20 protein-coding genes are annotated in these 24,904 nt (G+C 45.3%); 11 read left to right on the top strand and 9 right to left on the bottom strand.

The genetic code is table 11. From position 1 onward, the window contains the following. Positions 1-2 precede the first annotated feature (2 nt). The 3 genes from KJB35_RS19425 (at position 3) to KJB35_RS19415 (ending at position 2,734) form a co-directional block, all read left to right on the top strand. Complete coding sequence (locus tag KJB35_RS19425; protein WP_285356561.1) at positions 3-821, top strand: transporter substrate-binding domain-containing protein; 819 nt, start codon at positions 3-5, stop codon at positions 819-821. Positions 822-902: 81 nt separating this feature from the next. After that, on the top strand, positions 903-1,823 hold the full coding sequence (locus KJB35_RS19420; protein WP_047103552.1) for an amino acid ABC transporter permease: 921 nt from the start codon (positions 903-905) through the stop codon (positions 1,821-1,823). A gap of 92 nt (positions 1,824-1,915) precedes the next feature. Further along, on the top strand, positions 1,916-2,734 hold the full coding sequence (locus KJB35_RS19415; RefSeq protein ID WP_047103549.1) for an EAL domain-containing protein: 819 nt from the start codon (positions 1,916-1,918) through the stop codon (positions 2,732-2,734). A 106-nt stretch (positions 2,735-2,840) separates the two neighbouring features. On the opposite strand, the gene KJB35_RS19410 is transcribed toward KJB35_RS19415, so the two are convergent. Further along, positions 2,841-3,374: an RNA-binding S4 domain-containing protein gene (locus KJB35_RS19410; RefSeq protein ID WP_047103547.1), complete on the bottom strand. Its 534-nt coding sequence runs from the start codon at positions 3,372-3,374 to the stop codon at positions 2,841-2,843. 226 nt (positions 3,375-3,600) lie between these two features. Here KJB35_RS19410 and KJB35_RS19405 point away from each other — a divergent pair, with 226 nt between their 5' ends. Continuing rightward, complete coding sequence (locus tag KJB35_RS19405) at positions 3,601-4,554, top strand: endonuclease/exonuclease/phosphatase family protein (protein ID WP_042520803.1); 954 nt, start codon at positions 3,601-3,603, stop codon at positions 4,552-4,554. 17 nt (positions 4,555-4,571) lie between these two features. Here KJB35_RS19405 and cra read toward each other — a convergent pair whose 3' ends face one another. Then, positions 4,572-5,552, bottom strand: coding sequence for a catabolite repressor/activator (gene cra / locus KJB35_RS19400; RefSeq protein WP_042520802.1), 981 nt, complete (start codon positions 5,550-5,552; stop codon positions 4,572-4,574). A 374-nt stretch (positions 5,553-5,926) separates the two neighbouring features. Here cra and fruB point away from each other — a divergent pair, with 374 nt between their 5' ends. From fruB to fruA, 3 genes are read left to right on the top strand one after another with little or no spacing between them, the layout of a single operon-like run. Then, positions 5,927-7,060, top strand: a complete 1,134-nt coding sequence (gene fruB, locus KJB35_RS19395) for a fused PTS fructose transporter subunit IIA/HPr protein (RefSeq protein ID WP_054575160.1) — start codon at positions 5,927-5,929, stop codon at positions 7,058-7,060. Between the two features lie 9 nt (positions 7,061-7,069). Continuing rightward, positions 7,070-8,041: a 1-phosphofructokinase gene (pfkB, locus tag KJB35_RS19390; protein WP_054575159.1), complete on the top strand. Its 972-nt coding sequence runs from the start codon at positions 7,070-7,072 to the stop codon at positions 8,039-8,041. A gap of 18 nt (positions 8,042-8,059) precedes the next feature. After that, complete coding sequence (gene fruA / locus KJB35_RS19385; protein ID WP_005376409.1) at positions 8,060-9,799, top strand: PTS fructose transporter subunit IIBC; 1,740 nt, start codon at positions 8,060-8,062, stop codon at positions 9,797-9,799. Positions 9,800-9,881: 82 nt separating this feature from the next. On the opposite strand, the gene KJB35_RS19380 is transcribed toward fruA, so the two are convergent. The 4 genes from KJB35_RS19380 to KJB35_RS19365 all read right to left on the bottom strand — a co-directional run bounded on the left by KJB35_RS19380 (position 9,882) and on the right by KJB35_RS19365 (position 15,961). After that, positions 9,882-10,592 carry a hypothetical protein gene (locus KJB35_RS19380; RefSeq protein WP_054575158.1) on the bottom strand — a complete coding sequence of 237 codons (711 nt, stop codon included), beginning with the start codon at positions 10,590-10,592 and terminating at the stop codon, positions 9,882-9,884. A gap of 175 nt (positions 10,593-10,767) precedes the next feature. Further along, on the bottom strand, positions 10,768-13,827 hold the full coding sequence (locus KJB35_RS19375; protein WP_053349132.1) for an efflux RND transporter permease subunit: 3,060 nt from the start codon (positions 13,825-13,827) through the stop codon (positions 10,768-10,770). Further along, on the bottom strand, positions 13,827-14,888 hold the full coding sequence (locus KJB35_RS19370) for an efflux RND transporter periplasmic adaptor subunit (protein ID WP_017820964.1): 1,062 nt from the start codon (positions 14,886-14,888) through the stop codon (positions 13,827-13,829). The genes KJB35_RS19375 and KJB35_RS19370 overlap by 1 nt, the downstream gene beginning before the upstream one ends. Continuing rightward, positions 14,888-15,961, bottom strand: a complete 1,074-nt coding sequence (locus KJB35_RS19365; protein ID WP_017820965.1) for an efflux RND transporter periplasmic adaptor subunit — start codon at positions 15,959-15,961, stop codon at positions 14,888-14,890. The genes KJB35_RS19370 and KJB35_RS19365 overlap by 1 nt, the downstream gene beginning before the upstream one ends. Positions 15,962-16,121: 160 nt before the next feature. Between KJB35_RS19365 and vdeR the strand changes: the two genes are divergently transcribed. Next, positions 16,122-16,850, top strand: a complete 729-nt coding sequence (gene vdeR / locus KJB35_RS19360) for an efflux transporter transcriptional repressor VdeR (protein WP_005376423.1) — start codon at positions 16,122-16,124, stop codon at positions 16,848-16,850. 71 nt (positions 16,851-16,921) lie between these two features. Here the strand turns inward: vdeR and gcvT are convergent, their stop codons facing one another. Both gcvT and KJB35_RS19350 read right to left on the bottom strand, forming a co-directional pair. Then, positions 16,922-18,040 (bottom strand): glycine cleavage system aminomethyltransferase GcvT, encoded by a 1,119-nt coding sequence (gene gcvT / locus KJB35_RS19355; protein WP_017820967.1) that lies wholly within the window; start codon positions 18,038-18,040, stop codon positions 16,922-16,924. Positions 18,041-18,300: 260 nt separating this feature from the next. Continuing rightward, positions 18,301-18,924, bottom strand: coding sequence for a helix-turn-helix domain-containing protein (locus tag KJB35_RS19350; RefSeq protein ID WP_005376429.1), 624 nt, complete (start codon positions 18,922-18,924; stop codon positions 18,301-18,303). A gap of 379 nt (positions 18,925-19,303) precedes the next feature. Here KJB35_RS19350 and KJB35_RS19345 point away from each other — a divergent pair, with 379 nt between their 5' ends. The 3 genes from KJB35_RS19345 to gcvP all read left to right on the top strand — a co-directional run bounded on the left by KJB35_RS19345 (position 19,304) and on the right by gcvP (position 24,023). Continuing rightward, positions 19,304-20,599 carry a serine hydroxymethyltransferase gene (locus KJB35_RS19345; RefSeq protein WP_005376430.1) on the top strand — a complete coding sequence of 432 codons (1,296 nt, stop codon included), beginning with the start codon at positions 19,304-19,306 and terminating at the stop codon, positions 20,597-20,599. 52 nt (positions 20,600-20,651) lie between these two features. After that, on the top strand, positions 20,652-21,032 hold the full coding sequence (gene gcvH, locus KJB35_RS19340; protein ID WP_005376432.1) for a glycine cleavage system protein GcvH: 381 nt from the start codon (positions 20,652-20,654) through the stop codon (positions 21,030-21,032). 126 nt (positions 21,033-21,158) lie between these two features. Then, the gene (gene gcvP, locus KJB35_RS19335; RefSeq protein ID WP_285356575.1) at positions 21,159-24,023 is read left to right on the top strand and encodes an aminomethyl-transferring glycine dehydrogenase; all 2,865 of its coding nucleotides are present in this window, start codon (positions 21,159-21,161) and stop codon (positions 24,021-24,023) included. 241 nt (positions 24,024-24,264) lie between these two features. Here gcvP and KJB35_RS19330 read toward each other — a convergent pair whose 3' ends face one another. Next, positions 24,265-24,666, bottom strand: coding sequence for a VOC family protein (locus KJB35_RS19330; RefSeq protein ID WP_005388788.1), 402 nt, complete (start codon positions 24,664-24,666; stop codon positions 24,265-24,267). Positions 24,667-24,904 lie beyond the last annotated feature (238 nt).

Raw genomic sequence — 24,904 nt, 5'->3', positions numbered from 1 at the left:
ACATGAAGTTATTCAAAGCGACCATTACTGCATTATTAGGGCTAGCCATCACTATGCCTACAATCGCGAAAGAAGATGTCGCCACACCCAATGTAGATCAAATCAAAGAACGAGGCACTTTGCGCGTTGGTATGTCAACATTTGTACCTTGGGCAATGCGTAACAAGCAAGGTGAGTTAATCGGTTTTGAAATCGATGTGGCCAAACGCTTAGCACAAGATTCAGGTTTGAAAGTGGAATTCGTACCAACTGCGTGGGATGGCATTATTCCCGCACTACTGGCGAAAAAGTTCGACGTGATCATCGGTGGCATGTCGGTTACGCCTGAACGTTCCAAAAGCGTGTTGTTTACTGAGGCCTACTCGCACTCAGGCGTTCAAGTAGCAGCAAACAAAGAACTCGCCTCTGATTTTAGCAAATTCTCCGATTTTGACTCACGACGCGTAAAAATTGCGGCTCGTCGCGGCGCATTCACCGTTCAAGTAGCCAGAGAAACCTTCCCGAAAGCGAAGATTCTGCAATTTGATGACGATGCGCAAGCCTTCCAAGAGGTGCTGAATGGTAACGCCCACGCGTTCATTGCCTCTAGCCCAAAGCCAGAACATGAGACAGTGAAACACAGTGACAAGCTATTCCTTCCATTCTCTGAGCGACTATCAAAAGGTAACGAAGCCTTTGCGGTTCGCTTGGGGGAAGAAGATAAAAAGGCCTTTTTCAATAAATGGATTGAAGCAAGAACCCAAGATGGATGGTTAAAACAACGTTATGAATACTGGTTCTCGACATTAGATTGGCAAGATCAAGTCGCGCAAGGCCAGTAATCTAAATGGCTCGTGGACGCCGCGAGCCTATACTCTCCAATCATCCATTTTACTTTTCCATAACTTATCGGAGTCAAATTTTTGGGCGAACACACTACCACTCGCACAGCACCCGCGAAATCCAGCACAGGCTACCTTTTACCGCAATTAAACACACTAGACTGGGTACTACTTGTTATGTGCGGTATCGGTGGTGTTTGGCTGTACCATCGGTCCGCTGTTGGTGTGCATTATTTGTGGCAGTGGAAAGAGGCGCTTGAATTACTTTTCACGCCTAGAGCAGATGGTGGTTTGCCCTACTTCTTCCAAGGTTTGATTTCGACGTTAAGGCTCAGTATTTGGGGCATCAGCTTCGCATTAGTGTTTGGCACTTTGTTAGGCTTAGCACGCTTCTCTCGTTCCGTTTGGTTGCGCACACCTGCCAATGCGTTTATCCAGTTAGTGAGAAACATCCCTCCGTTGGTGTTTGTTTTTATTTTCTACTTTTTCATTTCTAACCAATTGATCCCGTTACTCGGTTTGGAAGATCTTCTACGAAACTACAACGGCGAACCAAATGCGCTACAGCGCTTTCTGTTTGGGCCTTCGAACCTTTGGGAAAACCTTGCCTCTGGCGTGTTATGTGTCGGCTTACTCTCTTCTGCCTACATTGCAGAAGTTGTGCGCGGTGGTTTACAAAGTATCGACCAAGGTCAGTGGGAGGCGGCTGACTCATTGGGCTTGTCTCGGTGGGTGAAATACCGATTTGTTATCGCGCCACAGGTGCTTAAATCAATAACACCTGCACTTGCCGGTCAAACTATCTCTTTGGTGAAAGACACCTCTATTGTTTCACTGATTTCGATACAAGAAATGACGTTTGTTGGGACAGAGATGGCAAATTCATCAGGGTATATATTTGAAATTTGGCTGATTGTCGGCTTTGCTTACTTCTTAATCTGTTTTGGTCTGTCACTTATTTTTCGCCATATTGAAGCAAAATCGGAAGCCATTTCAAATTAACTCAACCGCATATGTAATTAGGCACATTTGATTCTTCAAATCAGAATTGCACCCTGTTACATTGGCAAGATGCTAAATTTTCGGCGTTTTTCATGGAGTTAAAGAATCAATCCGACTACGAGCGATACATAAAACAAGATAATCTTGGTGAATATTACGTAGTTCTCAATCAATTCACTTTTCACAGTGTTTATCAGCCAATTTTTGATAGACGCCAACGTATTATTGGTATGGAAGCCTTACTGCGTATTCGTGGCATTGATGGTTCCCTAATTCGTCCTGACGTGTTTCTGGCCAATAATGGTCTTGATCCCTACTTTCGCTTATGTGTAGAGTTTTTATCCAGAGCAATGCACATTCGAAATTTTGCACGCTATTTCGCGGGGACGCCGATCAAACTGTTTCTTAACGTCATGCCTCAAACGCTACTCACACTAACCAAAGACATGGGCTTTAAAGATAACGGCCTGCTTTACAAACGCCTTTCCGAACTTGGTATGAGCCCAACAGACGTAGTTTTTGAAGTAGTCGAAGAGTCATGCGGAAATACGGATTTATTAATCAAAGCCGTACAGTTAATGAAAGCGAATGGTTTTATCTTTGCTATCGATGATTTTGGCGCCCAACATTCTGATATCGCACGTGTTCAGCAGCTCTGCCCTGACATCATCAAAATCGATCGTTCCTATTTGCTAGACTACTGCGCCGGAGAAACCTTTTCCATACATAGCGCCGTTGATCTAGCGGATCATATGGGAGCAAAAGTCATTATAGAAGGGGTTGAAGAAGACGTGCAGCTACAAGCTATGTATCAACTTAATTTGGATTATTACCAAGGCTTTTACTTAGGAAAGCCTTGTGCCATTCATCACTGGACAGATAGCCTAAACATCGAGACGACAGTGCATTAACACTACCCACTTACAGCACAGTGAAACCAAAAAAGCGCCGATATAATATGCTCGGCGCTTTTTAGTTTTACTCAGATGTCACTTATTTAGTTAAGCGTTCATTTCCCTAGAAAAAATCAATAGAATTACGTCCGCTCTTCGGATCACGAGTGGCTTGCGGTTTGTCTTCTTTTCTGCCTTTCTTAGCAGACTGAGACAACGCTTCTTTCTGCGCTTTACGCTCTTTATGTGCCGCTTTACGGCCTGTTGATTTAGGCCCAGAGGCTTTGGGTGACTTACTTTGACGAGACTTATCTTTACGAGAAGACTGTGCTTCTTTTTTCGCTTTCTTTTCTGCTTTTTGCTCTGCCGTTTCAGGTTCGGTTACTGGCGCATCGCAAACCACAACATAATATTCCTGGTTAAACTCAAAAAAGTCACCATCATACATCTTGCGGCGCTTACGTGTTTCTAGTTCACCATTCACCGCGACGTAGCCTTCCTCGATGATATGTTTTGCTTCGCCGCCACCGCTGACCAAGTTTGCGATTTTAAAAAGCTTGTACAGTTCGATTGGATGCGCATCAACATCGATGCCAATCGCTTCGATCTCAATCTCTTCGCCTTCTAAATACTCTTCGTGGTCGTAATCTTGGGTCATGTTACTTACTCTTACTATTTGATGCCCTGAAGTTTAAACGCAATGCTTAAAAATAGAAACCTCTGCCGATGTTCAATCACCGATTCGCCTTGGCGTTTGAGCACCTCTTAACCCATTTAACTTGTCGCTCGTTAGCTTGTATATCGATGCGTAGCTCAAACGAAGCTGCAATTACGCAACCTGAAGGTATATACTCTCTAAGTTATTGTTGAAAAGAGCGAATACTTTGTCTCAACCAAGTAGAATTACCTTTGTCACTGCGAACTTGTTTAATTTTGTCGCACCGCCTAACGCCTACTATGATTTCGAGAACATATACTCGTTAGAGCAATGGCGAGACAAACTTTCGTGGACGCAACGTCAAGTCGAAAAACTGGAAGGCGACGTGATTGGCTTACAAGAAGTATTCAGTATCGAGAAGACCCAGGCATTCTTTTCAACCATCGGCTACCCCTACTTTGCGACCGTTGACACCCCACATGTTGAGGATGAGTACATTTACTCAAGCCCTGTTGTGGCAATCGCATCTCGGTTTCCAATAGAAAAAGTACAAGCGGTAGAGTTTGACTTAGCAACGCTTGAGCCTTTTGGAGTAAGTGTTGTTCCAGAGTTCAGTCGCAAACCTATCTATGCCCAAGTAATACATCCTGTACTTGGTCATATCGCCGTTTACGTAACGCACCTGAAATCTCAACGCCCGGCCGACTCAGAACAACCAGAAACGTCTAGCACGATTATTGGGCGCTGGTTATCCACCCAGCAAAGAGGCTGGGAAGCAGCGATGTTAAGAGACGCGATGCAAAAGAGGTATCGAAAAGAACCAATGCCGACAGTGTTAATGGGCGATATGAATCAACCTATCACTCCTATCAGTGTTAATAGCGCATTGGTATCCAACACTGGTGACAGTGTCACTGAATTACAACTCAAAGATGGTTGGATATTGCAAAGTGACGCTCAGAAGGATGAACGCCCCGTCACGCACTATCATTTTTCCACTGGGAACGTACTCGACTATATCTTGCTCTCACAAGAGTTTGACACCTTATCAGATATATCGGTTGCCGAGGTTGTTGACTATCAGGTGTCTAACCAACATCTGATCAACCCGATTTATGACAGAGATAAAAACGCCAGCGACCACGCATTTGTGGCGCTGACGGCTGAAGTAAAGCTTTGAGCAACCTATTTAGTTACTTAGTGACGTTTCACAATTTTACGCGGGATAAGTTCTACGCCAGGCTTGTAACGCTTAGCGGAAGCGTTGAGTGCTAACTCCATTGCGCTGTCCGCGATCAACTCAAACTGTTGAGGCAAAGAGTTGATTTTCACAGGCAAGAAGTCCAGCAGTCGATTATCACCAAATGTCGCTAAACGCACCTTTCCCATCAGTTCTGGTTTTTCTAGCATTACATCCAACACACCTTCTAACAGTGTGTATGACGTTGTAACAATGGCATCTGGCAATGCGTTCTCTGTTAACCAACTCTCTAAGACTTTCTTGCCTTCTTCCCGGGAGAAGTGTTGTCCATAACCCACTGTTGCCGTTTTACCACCTTGTTGAGAAGCAGATAGAAAACCGAGCTCACGTTCTTTTGAGACTTGAAGATCTTGCAATGCACCGATTAAGCCAATGGACTTAATATCCTCTGACAGTACTGACTGAGTGAGTTCAAGTGCGGCATCAAAATCTTCGCTGATGACACAACAAAAGTGCTCATCATCCATTGGACGGTCTAGCGCGATAACTGGCGTACCAGAATTTTGCAACTTAAGGTAATACTCGTTTGCAGTGGGCATACCACTTGCCACAAACAACGCATCAATGCGACGACTGACTAATGCTTCCGCCACCTTTTGCTCTGTATCAGGATCATCATCAGAGCAGCCAATCAAAATTTGGTATCCCGCTTTCCGGGAGTTCTGCTCTATCAGCTTTGCAAGACGCGCATAACTGGTGTTCTCTAAGTCTGGGATGATAAGCCCAAATGAGCGTGAATTACCTGCCCGCAAGGAAGACGCCGCATGATCTGGCTTATAATTGTACTCATCTACAACGGCCATCACCTTTTTCTGAGTCTTCTCGCTGATGCGGTATTTCTGCGCTTTTCCGTTAATCACATAGCTTGCAGTTGTCTTAGAAACACCCGCTAATTTGGCTATTTCATCCAGTGTCATATTCTAAACCTTATTCTGTGCGCGCGATCATATTAATACATCAACGATCTTTCGATAAGTTGAATTATAAGCTGAACCGATTCAGTATAAAAGCTGAAAGGATTCAGCAAAACTTAAAAATTGACGTAAATCACCCGAACACGCAACAAACCAATTTGTGAGCTAGGCTATAGGACAGCGGCAAAGGCTCGTTTGTTAACGTCAGTTTTTAAAACAGTTTTTCTGAGTCTTTTAAAAAATTTACCAACAAGCTGAATCGATTTAGCTTGAAAGATAAAAGGTTTGAGGATTGAGTAAGCGCTCAGAAGAAGCGGCGTTCAAATTCTCACACAGAATACATTTTTAAATTGATACCTTAAGGCTGGAGAAGCACCATGCTTAAGCTAAATAAGAACGACATTACCCTCTCGCAATCAGCGACAGATAAGTTTGAAGCAATAAAGAGTATTGCTCATAGCCTGACTGATAAAGGCCTAGTTGAGCAAGGTTACGTTGAAGGCATGCTAAACCGTGAAAACCAAAACTCTACGTTTTTGGGGAACGGTATTGCCATACCGCACGGTACAACCGACACTCGTGCAATGGTGAAAACAACGGGTGTTGCTGTGCACCACTTCCCACAAGGTGTCGACTGGGGTGATGGCAATACTGTGTTCGTCGCTATCGGTATCGCAGCTAAATCTGATGAGCACCTTGGCATTCTTAAACAGCTCACCAAAGTGCTAGGCGCAGATGGCGTAGAAGAACGTCTGCGTAATGCAAAAAATGAAGACGAAATCATCGACCTACTGCACGGTGATGTTCAGCTTGAAGCAGACTTTGACGCTTCTTTAATTCAACTGATGTTCCCTGCGAGCGACATGCTACAGATGAGTGCTGTTGCTGGTGGTCTGTTGAAAAATACGGGATGTGCTGATAACGAATTCGTTGCAGATCTCGTTACCAAACAACCAACTCACTTAGGTAATGGCCTGTGGTTAATTGGCAGTGACAAACATGTCACTCGCACAGGTGTGTCATTTGTCTCGACGGCAAACGACTGCGAATATGAAGGTCAAAAAGTGCGTGCACTTGTCGCGTTCGCGGCATGTAACAATGCTCACCAACCTATCCTAAAAACGCTTTCTAATATTGTGTTTAACAATGAACACGGCAAGCTTTTAGATGCATCAGTAGAACAGATTCTTGCTTTGTTCAAAGGTGAAGAAGTCACAGCTGCATCTTCAGAAGAAGGCAATACCGCTGTATTTAAAATCAAAAACTCTCACGGCCTACATGCTCGTCCGGGGGCAATGTTAGTCGCAGAAGCGAAAAAGTTTGAATCCACTATACGTGTTGCCAACCTAGACGGAGATGGAAAAGCAGTAAACGCGAAGAGCCTAATGAAAGTCATCGCGCTGGGCGTTAAGCACGGTCACCAACTTCAATTTACAGCAGAAGGCCCTGATGCGCCGCAAGCCTTGGAGTCTATCGGAAATGCAATCGCTTCTGGCCTTGGTGAAGGTTAAGGATCCGATATGACAAACAAAACAAATAAGGTTGTCACTATTACGCTCAACCCGGCATTGGATTTAACAGGTTCAGTAAATGAACTAAACGTTGGTTCCGTGAGCTTAGTACAGCAAAGCAATCTCCACGCTGCAGGTAAAGGTGTCAACGTAGCAAAAGTGTTGAGCGATTTAGGCGCAGATGTCACGGTTACCGGCTTTCTTGGTAAAGATAACCCTGAGCTATTCCATCAGCTTTTCAATGACATCGGCGTTAAGAATGAGTTTGTAGAAGTACAAGGTGCAACTCGTATCAACGTCAAGCTCGTTGAGGCTAATGGAAACGTTAGTGACATTAACTTCCCTGGTGTTCAAGTTACGGCAGAAGAAATCGCGCGCTTTGAAGAAACCCTATTCCGCCTTGCTGAAACACACGATTACTTTGTATTGGCAGGCAGCCTACCGGGCGGTGTTACTGCAGAGCAATGCGCTGCATGGATAGAAGCACTGCATCAACAAGGCAAAAAGGTGTTGTTCGACAGTAGCAAAGCCGCATTGAAGTCAGGTATTGATGCTCACCCATGGTTAATTAAACCTAACGATGAAGAACTTGGTGATTTTGTTAGCGAACATCTAGCAACACCTGAACAGTGCCAAGCTGCAGCGCAAACACTGAGCGACAAAGGCATAGAAAACATCGTGGTTTCTATGGGACCTGACGGTGTTATGTGGCTCAACCAAGGCGAATGGCTTAGTGCAAAACCGCCTCGAATGCATGTCGTGAGCACCGTTGGCGCAGGCGATACGCTGGTCGCTGGCTTGTGTTGGGGCCACATGCAACTGATGCCTAAAAACGATTTATTGCGCTTCGCTACAGCACTTTCTGCTTTGGCAGTTAGTCAAGTTGGCGTAGGGCTAACCAGTCAGGAAGAACTGGAAAATATCAAGCGACAAACTGAAGTTAGCGCGCTTTACCCTATTACAAACTTAGAACAAAACTAAGGAACAGAAGGTTATCGTATGAATATTGCCATTATTACTGCCTGTCCGAGCGGTGTAGCAAATAGCATCCTTGCGGCAGGATTACTAGAACAAGCCGCCGCAAAATTAAACTGGAATGCCAAAATAGAATGTCAATCAAGTGTGGTTGAACCAACACTATTGACGGAAGCTGACGTTGAACAAGCAGAAGTCATTGTCATTGCGGCAAATACTAGCGTCGACACTTCTCGTTTTGTAGGAAAAAAGGTTTACCAAGCGGAAATTAGCGAAGTAGCAAAAGACGCAACTGCGTTTCTCCAGCAAGCGGTTGAAAACGCCACTTTACTTGAAAAAGCAACCACACTTGCAGCCCCTATCACTACAGATACAACATCAGCATCAAAGAAGATTGTTGCAATCACGGCATGCCCTACTGGCGTTGCGCATACCTTTATGGCGGCAGAAGCTTTAGAAGAAGAAGGCAAGCGTCGTGGCCATCAAATCAAGGTGGAAACTCGTGGTTCAGTTGGCGCTAAAAACCAACTGACTGAGCAAGAAATTGCAGACGCCGATCTGGTGATCATTGCTGCGGATATTGAAGTGCCACTTGATCGCTTTAACGGCAAAAAGATGTACCGCACGAAAACAGGTCCAGCTCTGAAGAAAACAGCCGAAGAGATGGACAAAGCATTCGAGCAAGCCACGGTGTATCAACATTCTGGTTCAGCTAACTCTTCATCTTCCACCGAAGAGAAAAAAGGCGCTTACAAACACCTAATGACGGGTGTTTCGCACATGCTTCCTGTCGTCGTTGCAGGTGGTTTGATCATCGCTCTATCTTTCGTGTTCGGTATTGAAGCATTTAAAGAAGAAGGCACACTAGCAGCAGCCTTGATGAACATTGGTGGTGGCTCTGCATTCGCATTGATGATTCCTGTACTTGCTGGTTACATCGCGTTCTCAATTGCTGACCGTCCTGGTCTGGCTCCTGGTCTTGTTGGTGGCATGCTAGCAAGTTCAACGGGTGCTGGTTTCCTAGGTGGTATCGCAGCTGGCTTCATTGCCGGTTACGCAGCGAAACTCCTCGCAGATAAGGTGAAACTGCCACAATCGATGGAGGCGCTTAAACCGATTCTGATCATTCCATTTGTAGCAACATTGTTCACTGGCCTTGTCATGATCTACATCGTAGGCGGCCCAGTTTCAGGCATCATGAACGGCCTGACTGACTTCCTAAACAACATGGGATCTGACAGTGCAGTACTACTGGGTATTATCCTTGGCGCAATGATGTGTTTCGACCTAGGAGGCCCGGTAAACAAAGCCGCTTACGCATTTGGTGTTGGCCTTTTGGCTTCACAAACTTACGCGCCAATGGCGGCAATCATGGCCGCAGGTATGGTTCCTGCGCTAGGTATGGGTTTAGCGACCTTCATTGCGAAGAACAAATTTGAACAAAATGAACGTGAGGCAGGTAAAGCATCATTTGTCTTGGGCCTTTGTTTCATCTCTGAAGGCGCAATTCCATTTGCTGCGAAAGATCCAATGCGCGTGATTCCATCTTGTATGGCAGGTGGCGCACTTACTGGTGCCCTATCGATGCTATTCGGTGCGAAATTAATGGCACCACACGGCGGTCTATTCGTGCTGCTAATTCCTAACGCAATTTCACCAGTATTAATGTATTTAGTGGCTATTGCAGCAGGTACAGCGGTAACTGGCTTTACTTACGCATTCTTAAAAAGCAAAGCAGAAGCGAAACAAGAAGTCGCAGCTTAATTAGAGCGACTCCGGTTAACAATGCCACCCTCGAATTTGGCATTTAGCACCTCCCTTTAATTCCGGTTAAGGGAGGTGTTTTTTATTCCGCAGCCGGAACGGCTACAATGTCTACTTCCCCACTGCTCATATCCACCGTTGCTTGATAAGCGCTATGCGGGTCACCGTAGTGCTTGAAGGTAAAGTGGTAAACGTTAGCTGGCGTCCACAAGGTTTTTGAATCTGCGGGCAGAATGTCATAGCCGTCTTGCTGATAAAGCTCTGTCGCCATTACATTTGCGATTGCCGCCTGCTGGTTAGCGTCTCGATCCACCTTTGGCTCTAGTGACGGGTTACTTGGATAAGATTCACCGTTGTAACTCATGAGTCGATATGAGCCATTACTCCAAACGATAAAGTCCTGCCAACCATTACTGTAACTGTCGGCTAGTACAATAGGCGTGCGAGTTACCGACATTCGATTAATAACGTTTCCCTCATTATCAAACATATATGCAGAGCAGCCACCACTACCACAGAAATAGCGATCTTGAAGCAACACTATGTGTTCTGCCTTTCCGTCGCTGTTTAGGTCGGCGCTACCCGATAGATAACGTAGGTTGTCTTGCTCGAGCGACAGCCCTTCAGGGGCTAAAACCTTACTATCAATCCAACTGGAAATGACTTCGGCACTAACACTGTTAATTTTAGGGGCAGGTTGTTTGGTTTCTGTCGGCATGCTATTCGTCGCGGTGCAGCCAACCAAGGTGAAAGAACCAACGAAGAAGAGTCCGTTTAATATGCGCTTATTCATGTAATCTCAATCTTTGATGTGTCGTTACATCAGTATACGCATGATTTGCATTGTAATCGTAAGAAAATCATTAAAATCAAGCAAATGAATGGTTTGGTATGTATTAGTAAGATCAAAAAAGCCCCGAAGAAAACCTTCAGGGCTAGGCAGGAAGCTGGCAAATAGCCAGGAGTCCCTATGCAGTGGTCGGTTTTACCCTAAACAGAATTGCAAACATCACTGGCACCACTATCAGTGTCAGTACAGTAGCAAAACCAAGACCTGCCATAATCGTTATTGCCATCGAGCCAAAGAAGGCGTCGAAGACCAGTGGTATCATCCCCAAGATAGTTGTTAGGGCAGCCATACTTACCGGACGAACGCGGCTTATCGCACTATCGACAATCGCGAGGTAAGGATCTTTACCTGACTCCAACTCAAGGTTAATTTGGTCAAGCAACACAATACCGTTTTTCAAAATCATGCCACTTAGGCTTAACAAACCAAGGAATGCTGTAAAACTGAACGGCATGTTCGTGGTAAGCAAACCAAAAGCAACGCCAATGATCGCTAACGGAACGGTGAACCAAATTACCAACGGCTTTTTGATTGAGTTAAACAATAAAATAGTAATGATGAACATCAACAAGTAACCCATCGGCAATGAACCGAATAGGCCTTCTTGTGCATCTTTGGATGATTCGTACTCACCACCCCATGTGATTTCGTATCCTTCTGGAACATGCAATGCCATCACTTTAGGCTGTACACGAGCAAATAAGCTTGCTGCCGTGTCGTCACTCAACACATCATGGTCCGCGAGAACGGTTAACGTACGCTTACGGTCACGACGCTGAATTAGCGGCTCACTCCAATCCAGTTGAACGCCATCAATCACTTGATCAACCGGAATATACGTTTGCAACGAAGGACTCCAAATGGTCACGTTTTGTAGTGATTCAAAATCTACGCGTTCTTCTTCAGGAAGGCGTGTCATAATTGGCAACGTATGTGTACCATCACGCAAGTAACCTAAGGTGCTACCACCAAACGCCATTTGCAGTGTGCTTGAAAGATCTTCTTTCGAAATACCTAAGCGACGAGCTTTAGACTCATTGAAAACGGGTACAAGTTCCTTGGTGCGCTCTCGCCAATCGTGACGAATGTTTCGGGCACCAGGGTCGGTATGAAGGATGTCTTCAACTTGCACCGCCAAGTCACGTAAAACTTGTGGATCAGGGCCAGTAATACGCGCTTCGATCTTAGACGCTGGTGATGGACCAAATTCCATCAATTTAAACTGGAACGTAGGCGCATCAAATGTTTTCGCCAGATTCTCATCTAACTTATGCAGTAAACCAAACATTTTCTCACGATCAGTCGCGCGAACTTGGAACTGCGCGTACGCTTCGTAACTTTTTTCTGGTTGATAGGTTAAAGCAAAACGCTGTAGGCCCTGCCCAATCGAAGCAGAAACAAAGTCAATATCATCTTGCTGACGAATGTAGCTTTCGACCTCTTCAGCTTTTTTAATCGTTTCACGGATGTCAGTACCCTCTGGCATCCACATATCCACGTAGAACATCGGCGTATTCGATGGTGGGAAGAACTGCTGTTTTACATTACCAAATGCCACGACAGCACCCACTAATAGCGCCACCATGCCAGCAACGGTAAGCCAGCGGAATCGCAATGCAAATTTCAGTGATGCCCCAAATACGACAAACAACCAGCCTTTATAAGGATCATCTTCGCTAGTACCCTGCTCTTTGTTTTCCTCTTTCAACAAAAGATCGGCAAGGAAAGGCGTCAGTGTAATAGCGGTAATCCAGCTTAAAAATAGTGAGAAACACAGCACCCAGAATAGAGAGCCCATGAACTCACCTGTCGCATCTTGCGACAAACCGATAGGTGCAAAAGCCGTAATTGCAATAACAGTTGCGCCCAGCAAAGGCCATTGTGTTTGCTTTACAATATCGACAGCCGCTTGAACTTTGGTACGCCCTTTCTTTAGGCCAACCAATATGCCTTCCACGACAACAATCGCGTTATCAACCAGCATACCTAAGGCAATAATTAACGCGCCAAGAGAAATACGATGCAGTTCGATGTTGTTGTAATTCATCAAAATGAAGGTACCAAATACCGTCAATAACAACACAACTCCAATGATGACACCACTGCGTAAACCCATAGTAAACAGCAACACAATGATTACGATCGCCACTGCCTCCGCTAGACTAATTACAAACGCTTTAACAGATTCATCCACCTCATTGGCTTGGTTGTAAAAGTAGTTCATATCGATGCCAGCAGGCTTGATAGACTCAAGGCTCGCGAGCTCCGCATCCAAACGTTCACCAACCTCAACCACGTTCACACCCGATGCAAACGAGATACCGATATTAATCGCTTTTTGACCGTTAAAGAGTACGACGTTGCTTGGCTTCTCTTGAATACCGCGAGAAATCGTTGCTACGTCTTTTAGACGAATTAGATTTCCTGTGTCACGGCCATGAATGATCAGATTTTCTAGTGCTTCTACAGTGTTTAAGGTGCCGCTTGGGCGAATAACAAGGCTTTCGCCATTGACCATCACTTCACCTGCTGAAACCACATTGTTTTGCTGGTTCAACAAGCTCGAAACCACATTCATGTCTAAGTTCAGTGCAGCAAGGCGATCAAGTGAGATCTCAACGAATAGCATTTCTTGCTGATCGCCCGTGATGTCTACCTTACCAACACCATCAACAAGCTCGATTTCACGGGTCAGGTAATCCGCATAACGTTTCAGCTCTACATAGTCGTAATCGTCACCAGTGAGCATTAACATCACGCCATAAACGTCACCGAAATCATCAATGATCTGTAAAGACTGAACACCTTGAGGCAATGATGGTCGTAAATCATTAATTTTACGGCGCATTTCATCCCAAATTTGCGGCAGTTCATCAGGACCATAGTCCATTTCCATGCTCACCGTTATTTGAGACATACCATTAGAAGACGTAGAGGTAATTTTGTCGATATAAGGGAGTTTTCGAATCTCTTTTTCTAGAGGATACGTCAGCTCTTCTTCAACTTCTTTTGACGTCGCGCCAGGGTATGTTGAGATGATCATGGCATCTTTGATCGTAAATGCCGGGTCTTCTAATCGTCCAAGCTCCAAAAATGACGTTAAACCACCAACAGCAAGGATAATAATGAACAACCAGCTGATGACTTTGTTTTTTATTGAATACTCAGCAATGTTCATTATTGGTTATTCTCCACAACATCCACATGTTTACCTTCGCGTAATTTACGCAGATTTGAATTAATCAGAATATCGCCCTGGCTAACACCTGACGACACAATGGCTCCATTGCCATTCACTTGAGAAATCATGACAGGCACTCGTGTGACAATGTCACCTTCTTTTTTCCACACAAAGAACTCATTCCCTTCACTGCCTGCTTGAAGCGCCGTGACAGGAACACTGTAACCATCAATAGAGGTAATGCCCGCCTTCACCATATCGACCAAAACGCTTACGCTGGTTCCCGGCAATATCTCTGTTTTTGGCTGTGGCATCGTCAAGTACATTTCGTAGGTTTGAGTTTCAGCGTTGGGTTCACTTGTGTGCTCTAAATAGTCCAAAGCAAATCTGCCATCGATGCCGGAGAAGGTTGCTCTAGGCTTGTAGCTCATGCTGTCTGAGTTTGGGTCTACCATCGCTAAAACATTGTCGGAAAGCTCAATACGCACGTAAACCAAATCGTTTTGGTATAGGTTTAACACGGGTTCACCAATTGCCACACGCTCAAAACGTTCTTTGAAAACATCAGATACTTTACCGGCGAACGGGGCGAATAAACGGGTGTAATTCAATTGATTGGTCGCGTTATAGAAAGTAGCCTCAGCTAGCTCTTTATTGGCGGTTAGCTCATCAAGTTCCGCTTTTGAAATCATTTGACGTGCATGCAAGTCTTCACCGCGTTTAAGCTGACGAATTGCGAGTGTGTATTGTGCTTCTGCGTCATTCACGGCTTGCTTCTCTTTGCTATCATCTAGCTTTGCGATCATTTGCCCCTGCTTCACAACGTCACCCGCTTTAACCAATACGTGCTGAACTTCCCCAGCGCGGCGAAATGCCATTGGCGTTTGCTCTGCAGGCACTACTATGCCTTTGAACGCGCGATGTTGACTTTCTACTGGTGCATCCACCGAGATAGTCGACACAAAAAGTGGCTGCTCGACGATAGCTTGGTTTTCATTTTTGCACCCTGTTAAAACTGCAAGTGCAATCGCAGAGATCGTAAGTAGAGAACGTTTCATTAAATGCCTCCCTCACGAACCCAAGCTTTCACCACTTGTCCTTCAACCAGTCTCTCAACACCAGCAATAACAACGTAATCATTGTTATCAAGCCCGGCTTTCACACCACCTGCTGCGTCAAGTGACACAGTGACTTTATTGACCTGCTGCGTGCTTCTGTCCATTACCCAAACTTCACCTTGCGTCCCATTTTTGTTGACCCAAGCAGACTGAGGTAACGTCATCGCGTCCGATACATGTTGTTTAGCAATGTGTACCTGCCCAGTCATACCTGTCAGCAAATTGCGATCTTCTGGTCGAGTGATGGTCACGATCGCCTCATAACTATTGGTATCGATGTTTGGCTGCGTCGAAATTTCTTTAAATTGCCCAGGGATACGTTTTCCTGGCTCGCTATCCATCGTCACCCACATATCGGAGTTTTGCAGTGACTCAAGTGATACAGATTCCGCATAACTTACTGGCAAGGTGAAAGATACATCCAACGTCGTGTTATCAATGAGATTCAAGATCTCCTGCTTCTCTGCTACTACTTGAAACGGGTTGACATAGGTATATGACACAATGCCATCAAACGGTGCGTGAATTTTGGTATAGCTCAAATCGGTTTTAGCTTGTTCGTAGTTCGCCAATGCCGCTTTATATTGAGTTTCTTTCTGATCGTACTCATCAGTACTAATGAGTTTTTTTCCGTAAAGGTTTTTCGCGCGGTCCCATTGTGTTTTCGCTAACGCGTACTGCGCTTGAGCGGCATCTAACGCAAGCTGAAGATCTTTAGGGTCTAACGTTGCGAGCACTTCACCTTTTTGGACTTTTTGACCCATGCGTACACGTAATTCATCAACCTCTCCACCAACCTGAAAAGAAAGCTGCGCGCGATGTGTTGCATCAATACGCGCTAAAAAGGCGTGCGAGTCTTCAAGTTCTAGGTCTTTCACCGCCAGTAATTTTACAGGTTTGATTAAAGGTTCAGACGGCTCAGAAATGGCTTTATTACACCCAGTTAGCATCCCAGAAAGACTTAATGTCACCACTGCGCCAACTAAAGTGCGCTTTAAATATTGTTTTCGCACCCGCTTTCTCCGTAGGTTTTATATATTACACAGCCGTGCAGTATAAGCAGAATTTGAAATTGATCAACATATTTTCCAGGTGGATAGCAAATTAATTAGTCAAAGCGTTCGGTTTCTGGTAAAAGTAAGCGCGTGATTAATATTCGGGAAAATTCGAACTATGAATGAAAGAAAGCAGGGGCGTAGAAGTGCTGAAGCAGCAGAACAAACTAAGTGTCTGATCCTTAAAGTGGCAGCAGATATGTTTTGTGAACTTGGTTACGAGCGTGTCTCGCTGCGCAATATCAGTGAAAAGGCTGGTGTTTCACATAGTTTGATCCGTCACCACTTCGGCAGCAAAGAGAAAATCTGGCAAGCGGTTAGCGATGCAATGGACGAGTTCATGCAGTGCTATATGGCTGAACTCATCAATGAAATGCCGGAGAACACACCTTCGAATAGAAAAATTTATCTGTTTATGGTTCGCATGCTAGCATTTGCTCTCGTCAATCCTCATCCAGTACAGATGATCGCCGATGCCATTCGACAAGGCGATGACGGTGCTCTGCTGCAGTATTTCTTAAAGTCAAAAGATGAGTTCGCTGCGATATTTACCGGAATTTTCGAGCAGTACAACAGCGAAAACCCTAATGCACAATTTGATCAGTGGGAATCAAAGTGGCAAATGTTGATCTTCGCACATGGTGCTGTCAGTCTCGCGCCAATGATGCAAGAAACATGGCCGGATATTGCAGATAATCGCGAAAAACTGCTGATCAAGCATTGGGAATTGTTTAATACCATTATGGCCTCTCAATTTGGGATCCCAAAAGAAGAGATGATTCATCCGGAAAAGCTTGAAGATATCGTTATTGATATGTGCTGTACTATTGATGAAGCAGTAAACTAAAAGTAAACAAGCGAAAAGAAGACATAAAAAATGCCGAGCTACAAAGCTCGGCATTTTTGTTTCAATTCGTTTTAACCACGGTAGTAACGTTGTGGTACGAACGGCATTTTTTCAACTGTCATTGGTAGCATTTTACCACGCACTTCAGCGAACACTTCAGTACCAATCGCCGCCAAATCCGCACGAACATAACCCATTGAGACTGGCTTACCTGCATTCGGACCCGCCGTACCGCTGGTTACAACGCCAATTTTAACGCCGTCAGCATCAAACAGTTCAACACCTTCACGCACTGGCGCTTTGGTTTGACCTACTAGACCCACACGCTTACGCGCCACATCTTTAGTCTCAATCTGCTTAAGAATAATGTCTGCGCCAGGGAAACCACCTTCACGTTCACCACCAATACGACGAACTTTTTGGATACCCCATAGCAAGCTCGCTTCAACAGGTGTTGTTGTTGTGTCTAGGTCATGACCGTATAGACAAAGGCCACACTCAAGACGAAGTGAATCACGAGCACCAAGGCCAATCCATTCAACTTCATCTTCCGCAGTCAGTTTACGTGCTAGCTCTTCCGCTTTGTCAGCAGGAACCGAGATTTCGTAACCGTCTTCGCCTGTATAACCACTACGAGAAACAATGCACTCGGCGCCTAAAATATCGACTTTACGAATATCCATGAACAGCATTTCAGAAACTTCTGGTGCAAAACGCGCCAATACAGCCGCCGCTTTAGGGCCTTGGATTGCAAGTAGAGCTCGGTCTTCGATAATTTCTAGCTCAACACCAGATGGTAAATGCGCTTGTAGGTGTGCGATATCTTGCGCTTTACATGCTGCGTTCACAACCACAAACAGATGATCGCCTAGGTTAGCCACCATCAAGTCGTCCATGATGCCGCCCTCTTCATTAGTGAAAAAAGCGTAACGCTGTTTACCAGACTCAAGATCCACAATATCCACTGGAACTAATGTTTCTAGGAACGCAGCTGCACCGTCACCAATTAGGCGAAGCTGTCCCATGTGAGAAACGTCAAACAGACCTGCCGCATCACGAGTATGTAAGTGTTCCTTCTTTACGCCTAGAGGATACTGAACAGGCATATCGTAACCCGCGAACGGGACCATTTTGGCACCAACTTCAACGTGAAGTGCGTGTAGTGGTGTTTTCAGTAGTTCTTGAGTCATTTTCGTCTCCATTTAGATAGACCCGAGAATGCTATCGGCATTCGATGTGTTTCCAATAATAAACATGGCTCATTCTATTTTGCACGAACAAGACGTAGATCGACTTGCAAAAGTGTGACTCTTAACATTTTAATCACAACAAATCGTACAAAAAAAGCGCTTTAATGAGCAAGTTCTCATCAAAAAAGCGCCTTTTCATCATAACGACCACCAACAGCAATCGTTTGCTTTCACTATAGGAAATTTACAAGTATTTATCACTATTTGGCTGTCACCCACAAAATGAGCGCATCTTCCTCGCTAACACTGGTCAACATATGTCCCATATTTGCATCGTAATAAACGCTGTCTCCCTCGCTTAAAACAACAGGTTCGTAAAACTCAGAATAGAACATGACCTCACCAGATAAGATAAGCAGAAATTCTTCGCCATCATGACGAACCCAGTCTTTATATTCATCAAAACTACGAGCTCGAATTTGGCTCTTAAACGGCATCATTTTCTTATTGGAAAGTTGTGTCGCGAGCAGTTCATGTTCATAAGTTTGTGTTGGGTGTGGTTTACCTTCATTCTTCTTGGTAACATCCCTACGCCCTGTCGCTACCTTTTTTCTAGGTGGTTCAAATAGTTGTGGCATGTCAATTTGTAAGCCAAGTGCCAATTTTTGCATCGCTTGAAACGTCGGGGAGATCTGCTCATTTTCTATTTTGCTCAGTGTAGATCGAGCAAGCCCGGTTCGCTGACTGGCCTCTTCTAATGTGATACCGAGTTTCGAGCGGATATCCTTAATACGCTGGCCCAGTTTTAACGGCTCGATATTTTGGTCATGTTGCTCTTTTGCCAACGTCATCGATGGGTATTCATCGTAAATACTTTCTGCCATAAATCCCTCTATAGATATCCATATTTTTTGTCTTACTCGCATTGTGCATGAAGCACATAGTGGATAGAAGTCCACCAAGTGAATTAAACCGTGCTCTTGTTAACAAATTTTGAAATCTTGTTTCCTATAGGAAATTTTTGGTTGATTGTTCCCGTCACAGGCGCTATGTTACCAACTTGTTAGATGTAGAGATGCATATTTCCGTAAGAGATTGGTAAAGGAAACACGCAATCCAACGGAGTTTTTGCCCAAATTTAGGGCCGGATGTTCACTCTGTTCTGCTACGCAGTTCAGCTGTTTTTGAGGACAAATGAACCACAACCGCAAATCATAACTCATCTATTGCGGGTTCATTTTCAGATTTGGAAGGTCAACTACCATGAATAAGAGTTACCCTAACCACAGCTTGGAAAACTTTTTCTCTACCAACCTCTCTGCGACAGATGATGCTGTCTTTGCTGGAATTCAAGCGGAATCCGCTCGCCAAAACGAACAAATCGAACTTATCGCTTCTGAGAACATTGTTTCTAAAGCGGTAATGCAAGCTCAAGGCACATGCCTAACAAACAAATACGCTGAAGGCTACCCAGGTCGTCGTTACTATGGTGGTTGTGAGCACGTAGATACAGTGGAAGCCATTGCTATCGAACGCGCAAAAAAACTTTTCAATTGTGAATACGCAAACGTTCAACCACACTCAGGCGCACAAGCAAACGGCGCAGTAAAACTAGCACTGCTTCAACCTGGTGACACCATTCTTGGTATGTCTTTAGACGCAGGTGGTCACCTGACGCACGGTGCACGCCCTGCACTTTCTGGTAAATGGTTTAATGCAGTTCAATACGGTGTTGATCGCGAAACACTGGAAATCAACTACGAAGATGTTCGTGAGCTAGCACTTGAGCACCAACCTAAAATGATCATCGCAGGTGGTAGCGCTATTCCACGTACTATCGACTTTGCAAAATTCCGTGAAATCGCAGACGAAGTAAATGCAATTCTTATGGTCGACATGGCACACATCGCCGGTCTTATCGCAACAGGCGCGCACCCTAGCCCACTGCCACACGCACACGTTGTTACGACTACAACACACAAAACATTGCGTGGCCCTCGCGGCGGTATGATTCTTACTAACCACGAAGACATCATTAAGAAAATCAACTCAGCCGTATTCCCTGGCCTACAAGGTGGCCCACTGATGCACGTTATCGCAGCCAAAGCGGTCGCATTTGGTGAAGCGCTTGGCCCTGAATTTAAAACTTATATTGATTCGGTGATCAATAACGCAAAAGTCCTAGCGGAAGTATTGCAAACTCGCGGTTGCGACATCGTAACTGGTGGCACAGACACGCACCTAATGCTGGTTGACCTTCGTCCGAAAGGGTTGAAAGGCAATAAAGCAGAAGAAGCTCTAGAGCGTGCTGGGATCACATGTAACAAAAATGGCATCCCATTCGATACAGAGAAGCCTATGATTACATCGGGCATCCGTTTAGGAACGCCTGCGGGTACAAGCCGCGGCTTTGGCGCTGAAGAATTCAAACTCATCGGTAATTGGATTGGTGACGTACTGGACGGTTTAGTGAACAACCCTGAAGGTGACGCAGAAGTTGAAAAACGCGTTCGCAAAGAAGTAAAAGAACTTTGCAGTCGCTTTCCTCTATACCAGTAAACGATTTTTTAAAATCATAATAATTCCTGACAAGTTATTCGGAGATTAAGCAATGGACAAAACACTGAAGTTTGCAGATAGCCACGAGTGGGTACGTGACAACGGTGACGGCACAGTAACAATTGGTATTTCTGAGCATGCACAAGAAATGCTAGGTGACGTGGTATTCGTTGACCTACCAGACGTAGAAGACGAAGTTGAAGCAGGTGAAAGCTTCTCTCTCGTTGAATCTGTAAAAGCAGCGTCAGACATCTACGCACCAATCACTGGTGAAATCGTAGAAATCAATGAAGAACTAGAAGACAGCCCAGAGCTAATTAACGAAGAGCCGTACGAAGGTGGCTGGATCGTAAAAGTGAAGATGTCTGATGTATCTGAACTAGATAACCTGAAAGACGCAGACGAATACCTAAACTCTATCGAAGAAGAGTAATTAGGATGTGACGAAAGCTGTTCCCTAGCCTGTTTAGAGAACAGCTTTTTTTCTAGGTTCGGACGTATAATTTAATTTATCAGTAACGCAAATCCGTTACCCGAACCAAGGAGTAGGTAAAGGACAATGACTGAATTACTTCAAAGCCTCAGCACACAAAACGAGTTCGTTGCTCGCCACAATGGACCAAACAAATCTGACCAACAGAAAATGTTGGAAGCGATCAACGCAGTTAGCCTAGATTCGCTTATCGACGAAACCGTACCAGCACAAATTCGCCTAGAGCAACCAATGAGCTTGGCAGAAGCGAAAAGCGAAGCAGACATGCTGGCAGCAATGCGTAAGTTCGCCGATCAGAACCAAGTTAAACGTACATTCATTGGTCAGGGTTACTACAACACCTTCACGCCGAACGTGATTCTACGCAACGTGATGGAAAACCCGGGCTGGTACACTGCTTACACCCCTTACCAACCAGAGATCTCACAAGGTCGTTTAGAAGCACTTCTAAACTACCAACAAATGGTGATGGATCTTACTGGTATGGAAATCGCGAACGCGTCATTGCTCGATGAAGCAACGGCAGCAGCAGAAGCGATGACACTTTGTAAGCGTGCGGGTAAAAGCAAGAGCAACGTATTCTTCGTTGCTGACGACGTTCACCCACAAACCATCGAAGTGGTAAAAACTCGTGCGAAATTCATCGGCTTTGAAGTCCTAGTTGGTTCTCTAGAATCACTACCAGAGCAAGACGTATTCGGCGCACTAGTTCAATACCCAGGCACAACAGGTGAAGTTCGTGACCTAACGGACATCATCGCAAAAGCACAAGCGAACAAAACGCTAGTAACCGTAGCGACTGACCTATTGGCTTCTGCCCTACTGAAACCTGCGGGTGAAATGGGCGCAGACGTAGCAATCGGTTCAGCACAACGTTTTGGCGTGCCGATGGGTTACGGCGGTCCACACGCTGCTTTCATGGCAACGCGTGATAAGCACAAGCGTACAATGCCTGGTCGCGTTATCGGTGTTTCTATCGATACCAACGGTAACCAAGCACTGCGTATGGCAATGCAAACGCGTGAACAGCACATCCGTCGTGAAAAAGCGACATCAAACATCTGTACTGCTCAAGCACTGCTAGCGAACATGGCGTCTTTCTACGCGGTTTACCACGGCGCAGAAGGTCTACGCACGATTGCTCGTCGTACGCACCACATGACAGCCATCCTAGCCGCTGGCCTAACTAAAGGCGGCTTCGAGCTTGCTCACAACAGCTTCTTCGACACCATCACTATCAACACAGGTGCACAAACTGAAGACCTATACGCGAAAGCACTAGCCGCAGACATCAACCTACGTAAGTTGGGTACTCAGCTAGGTGTGAGCTTCGACGAAACCACAACCGTGGCAGATGTAGAAGCCCTATTCGCAGTATTCGGTGTGAAAGAAGAAGTCGCAGCACTATCAACTGAAATCGCAGGCAACGAGTTTGCAGCCATTCCAGAAGCATTGCGCCGCACAACAGAATATCTAACACACCCTGTGTTTAACACGCACCACAGCGAAACACAGATGATGCGTTACCTAAAACAGCTAGAGAACAAAGACTTCTCACTCACGCACGGCATGATCCCACTGGGCAGCTGTACGATGAAGCTGAACGCAGCAGCGGAGATGATTCCAGTAACTTGGCCTGAGTTTGGTTCGATCCACCCGTTCGCACCAGCAGAACAAGCAGCTGGTTACGCAGCACTCGCAAAAGATCTTAAAGAAAAGCTATGTGAAATCACTGGCTATGACGCATTCTCACTACAACCAAACTCTGGTGCATCGGGTGAGTACGCAGGTCTTATCGCGATTCAACGCTACCACGAAAGCCGTGGCGAAGGTCACCGCAACGTATGTTTGATCCCAAGCTCTGCGCACGGTACTAACCCTGCAACAGCATCTATGGTGTCAATGAAAGTGGTTGTGGTTAAGTGTGATGAAGAAGGCAACATCGACATCGACGACCTAGCAGCGAAAATCGAGAAACACAAAGACAACCTATCAAGCATTATGATCACTTACCCTTCTACGCACGGCGTTTACGAAGAGAAAGTGAAAGAAGTGTGTGAAATGGTTCATGCCGCTGGCGGTCAGGTTTACCTAGACGGCGCTAACATGAACGCGCAGGTTGGTCTAACATCACCAGGCTTCATCGGTTCAGACGTTTCTCACCTAAACCTACACAAAACCTTCTGCATCCCGCACGGTGGTGGCGGTCCGGGTATGGGTCCTATCGGTGTGAAATCTCACCTAGCTCCTTTCTTACCAGGGCATATTGAAGACGGTGTAGAAGGCGCAGATTTCGCAGTATCAGCAGCAGATATGGGTAGCGCTTCTATCCTACCTATCTCTTGGGCTTACATCGCAATGATGGGCGAACCTGGCCTAACAGATGCAACAAAAGTAGCAATTCTGAACGCAAACTACGTGATGGAAACACTTCGCCAACACTACCCTGTTCTTTACCGTGGCAAAAATGGCCGCGTAGCGCACGAATGTATTATCGACATTCGTCCGCTGAAAGAAGAAACAGGTATCAGCGAAGAAGACATCGCGAAGCGTCTAATGGACTACGGTTTCCACGCGCCAACTATGTCGTTCCCTGTAGCGGGCACGCTAATGGTTGAGCCAACGGAATCGGAAGATCTAGAAGAGCTGGACCGCTTCTGTGATGCGATGATCGCTATCCGCGAAGAAATGGAGAAAGTGAAAAACGGTGAATGGCCACTGGATAACAACCCACTTGTTAACGCGCCACACACACAAGTTGATCTTTCAGCTGAAGATTGGGACCGCCCTTACTCTCGCGAGATTGGCTGCTTCCCGTCTAAAGCGACCAAATCTTGGAAGTACTGGCCAACGGTAAACCGCGTAGATAACGTATACGGCGACCGTAACCTAATCTGTTCATGCCCAAGCATCGATAACTACGAAGATTAATTTTTGTAGTCTCTAAATCGACAAAGGCGAACCGTTTGGTTCGCCTTTTTGTTTTTGGTGTGCCGCCCTAACACTTGTTGATACATCGAGAAGGAATGATGGCTAGTTATTGTTTGCACAAAAGTGATTTAGAAATACAGTAACTTCTGAGAACCTTTGAATTAGCACTAATATCTCAGAGCCTTAAAGGCTTGTTGGAAACTCCTCATGAACACTATGCTATGCAGGTGCTATGTAGTTTCTAGTTCAGTTGCAGTAAGTCCCATTTATTACCATAGAGATCTTGGAACACCACCACTGTCCCGTATTCTTCCACACGAGGCTCTTCATTAAATACAACACCATTTTTCTTCATCAACTCGTAGTCACGCCAAAAATCATTAGTTTGCAGAAACAGGAAAACACGACCACCTGTTTGATTTCCTACTGCATGCGTTTGCTCCGGTGTACTCGCTTGAGCTAAAAGTAGGTTTGTACCATTGGAGTTTGGAGGAGAAACTTGAACCCAGCGTTTACCACCACCTAGGTTGGTATCTTCAACCAGAGTGAATTGAAGTTTTTGAGTATAGAATTCGATAGCATCGTCGTAATTTTCAACGACTAGAGCAATGTTTCCGATTTGCTGCTGAACAGTTTTGGCCATGATGATTTCCGCTGTGTCAAAACGCTAATTGTACTCTATTTTGAGACTTTTCTAGAAAGCACATAACGCCTTGCAAATGTGTAAGGCACACAATACGAATGCTTACGCACGGCGCCTTTGCCACTAGAACCTACAAACAATATAGCTGCCACCAGTGTCGAATCTTGATTGAGCAACTTATTAAAGCCTTAGCTATAACTCAAGAGCAAATCTCTAACCTAATAAAGAAGGCTGCTCG

This window comes from Vibrio sp. D431a, from assembly GCF_030248655.1.
In the GTDB taxonomy this organism is placed as follows: domain Bacteria; phylum Pseudomonadota; class Gammaproteobacteria; order Enterobacterales; family Vibrionaceae; genus Vibrio; species Vibrio alginolyticus.
Note: the sequence above shows the minus strand (reverse complement) of the source record. Positions and strands in the feature narration are given on the sequence as shown.

Excerpts from the sequence above, each read along its gene's own strand:
- KJB35_RS19425 (WP_285356561.1), top strand. The coding sequence starts at position 3 with ATGAAGTTATTCAAAGCGACCATTACTGCATTATTAGGGCTAGCCATC.
- KJB35_RS19415 (WP_047103549.1), top strand. The coding sequence starts at position 1,916 with ATGGAGTTAAAGAATCAATCCGACTACGAGCGATACATAAAACAAGAT.
- KJB35_RS19410 (WP_047103547.1), bottom strand. The coding sequence starts at position 3,374 with ATGACCCAAGATTACGACCACGAAGAGTATTTAGAAGGCGAAGAGATT.
- cra (WP_042520802.1), bottom strand. The coding sequence starts at position 5,552 with ATGACACTGGATGAAATAGCCAAATTAGCGGGTGTTTCTAAGACAACT.
- fruB (WP_054575160.1), top strand. The coding sequence starts at position 5,927 with ATGCTTAAGCTAAATAAGAACGACATTACCCTCTCGCAATCAGCGACA.
- pfkB (WP_054575159.1), top strand. The coding sequence starts at position 7,070 with ATGACAAACAAAACAAATAAGGTTGTCACTATTACGCTCAACCCGGCA.
- fruA (WP_005376409.1), top strand. The coding sequence starts at position 8,060 with ATGAATATTGCCATTATTACTGCCTGTCCGAGCGGTGTAGCAAATAGC.
- KJB35_RS19380 (WP_054575158.1), bottom strand. The coding sequence starts at position 10,592 with ATGAATAAGCGCATATTAAACGGACTCTTCTTCGTTGGTTCTTTCACC.
- KJB35_RS19375 (WP_053349132.1), bottom strand. The coding sequence starts at position 13,827 with ATGAACATTGCTGAGTATTCAATAAAAAACAAAGTCATCAGCTGGTTG.
- KJB35_RS19370 (WP_017820964.1), bottom strand. The coding sequence starts at position 14,888 with ATGAAACGTTCTCTACTTACGATCTCTGCGATTGCACTTGCAGTTTTA.
- vdeR (WP_005376423.1), top strand. The coding sequence starts at position 16,122 with ATGAATGAAAGAAAGCAGGGGCGTAGAAGTGCTGAAGCAGCAGAACAA.
- gcvT (WP_017820967.1), bottom strand. The coding sequence starts at position 18,040 with ATGACTCAAGAACTACTGAAAACACCACTACACGCACTTCACGTTGAA.
- KJB35_RS19350 (WP_005376429.1), bottom strand. The coding sequence starts at position 18,924 with ATGGCAGAAAGTATTTACGATGAATACCCATCGATGACGTTGGCAAAA.
- KJB35_RS19345 (WP_005376430.1), top strand. The coding sequence starts at position 19,304 with ATGAATAAGAGTTACCCTAACCACAGCTTGGAAAACTTTTTCTCTACC.
- gcvH (WP_005376432.1), top strand. The coding sequence starts at position 20,652 with ATGGACAAAACACTGAAGTTTGCAGATAGCCACGAGTGGGTACGTGAC.
- gcvP (WP_285356575.1), top strand. The coding sequence starts at position 21,159 with ATGACTGAATTACTTCAAAGCCTCAGCACACAAAACGAGTTCGTTGCT.
- KJB35_RS19330 (WP_005388788.1), bottom strand. The coding sequence starts at position 24,666 with ATGGCCAAAACTGTTCAGCAGCAAATCGGAAACATTGCTCTAGTCGTT.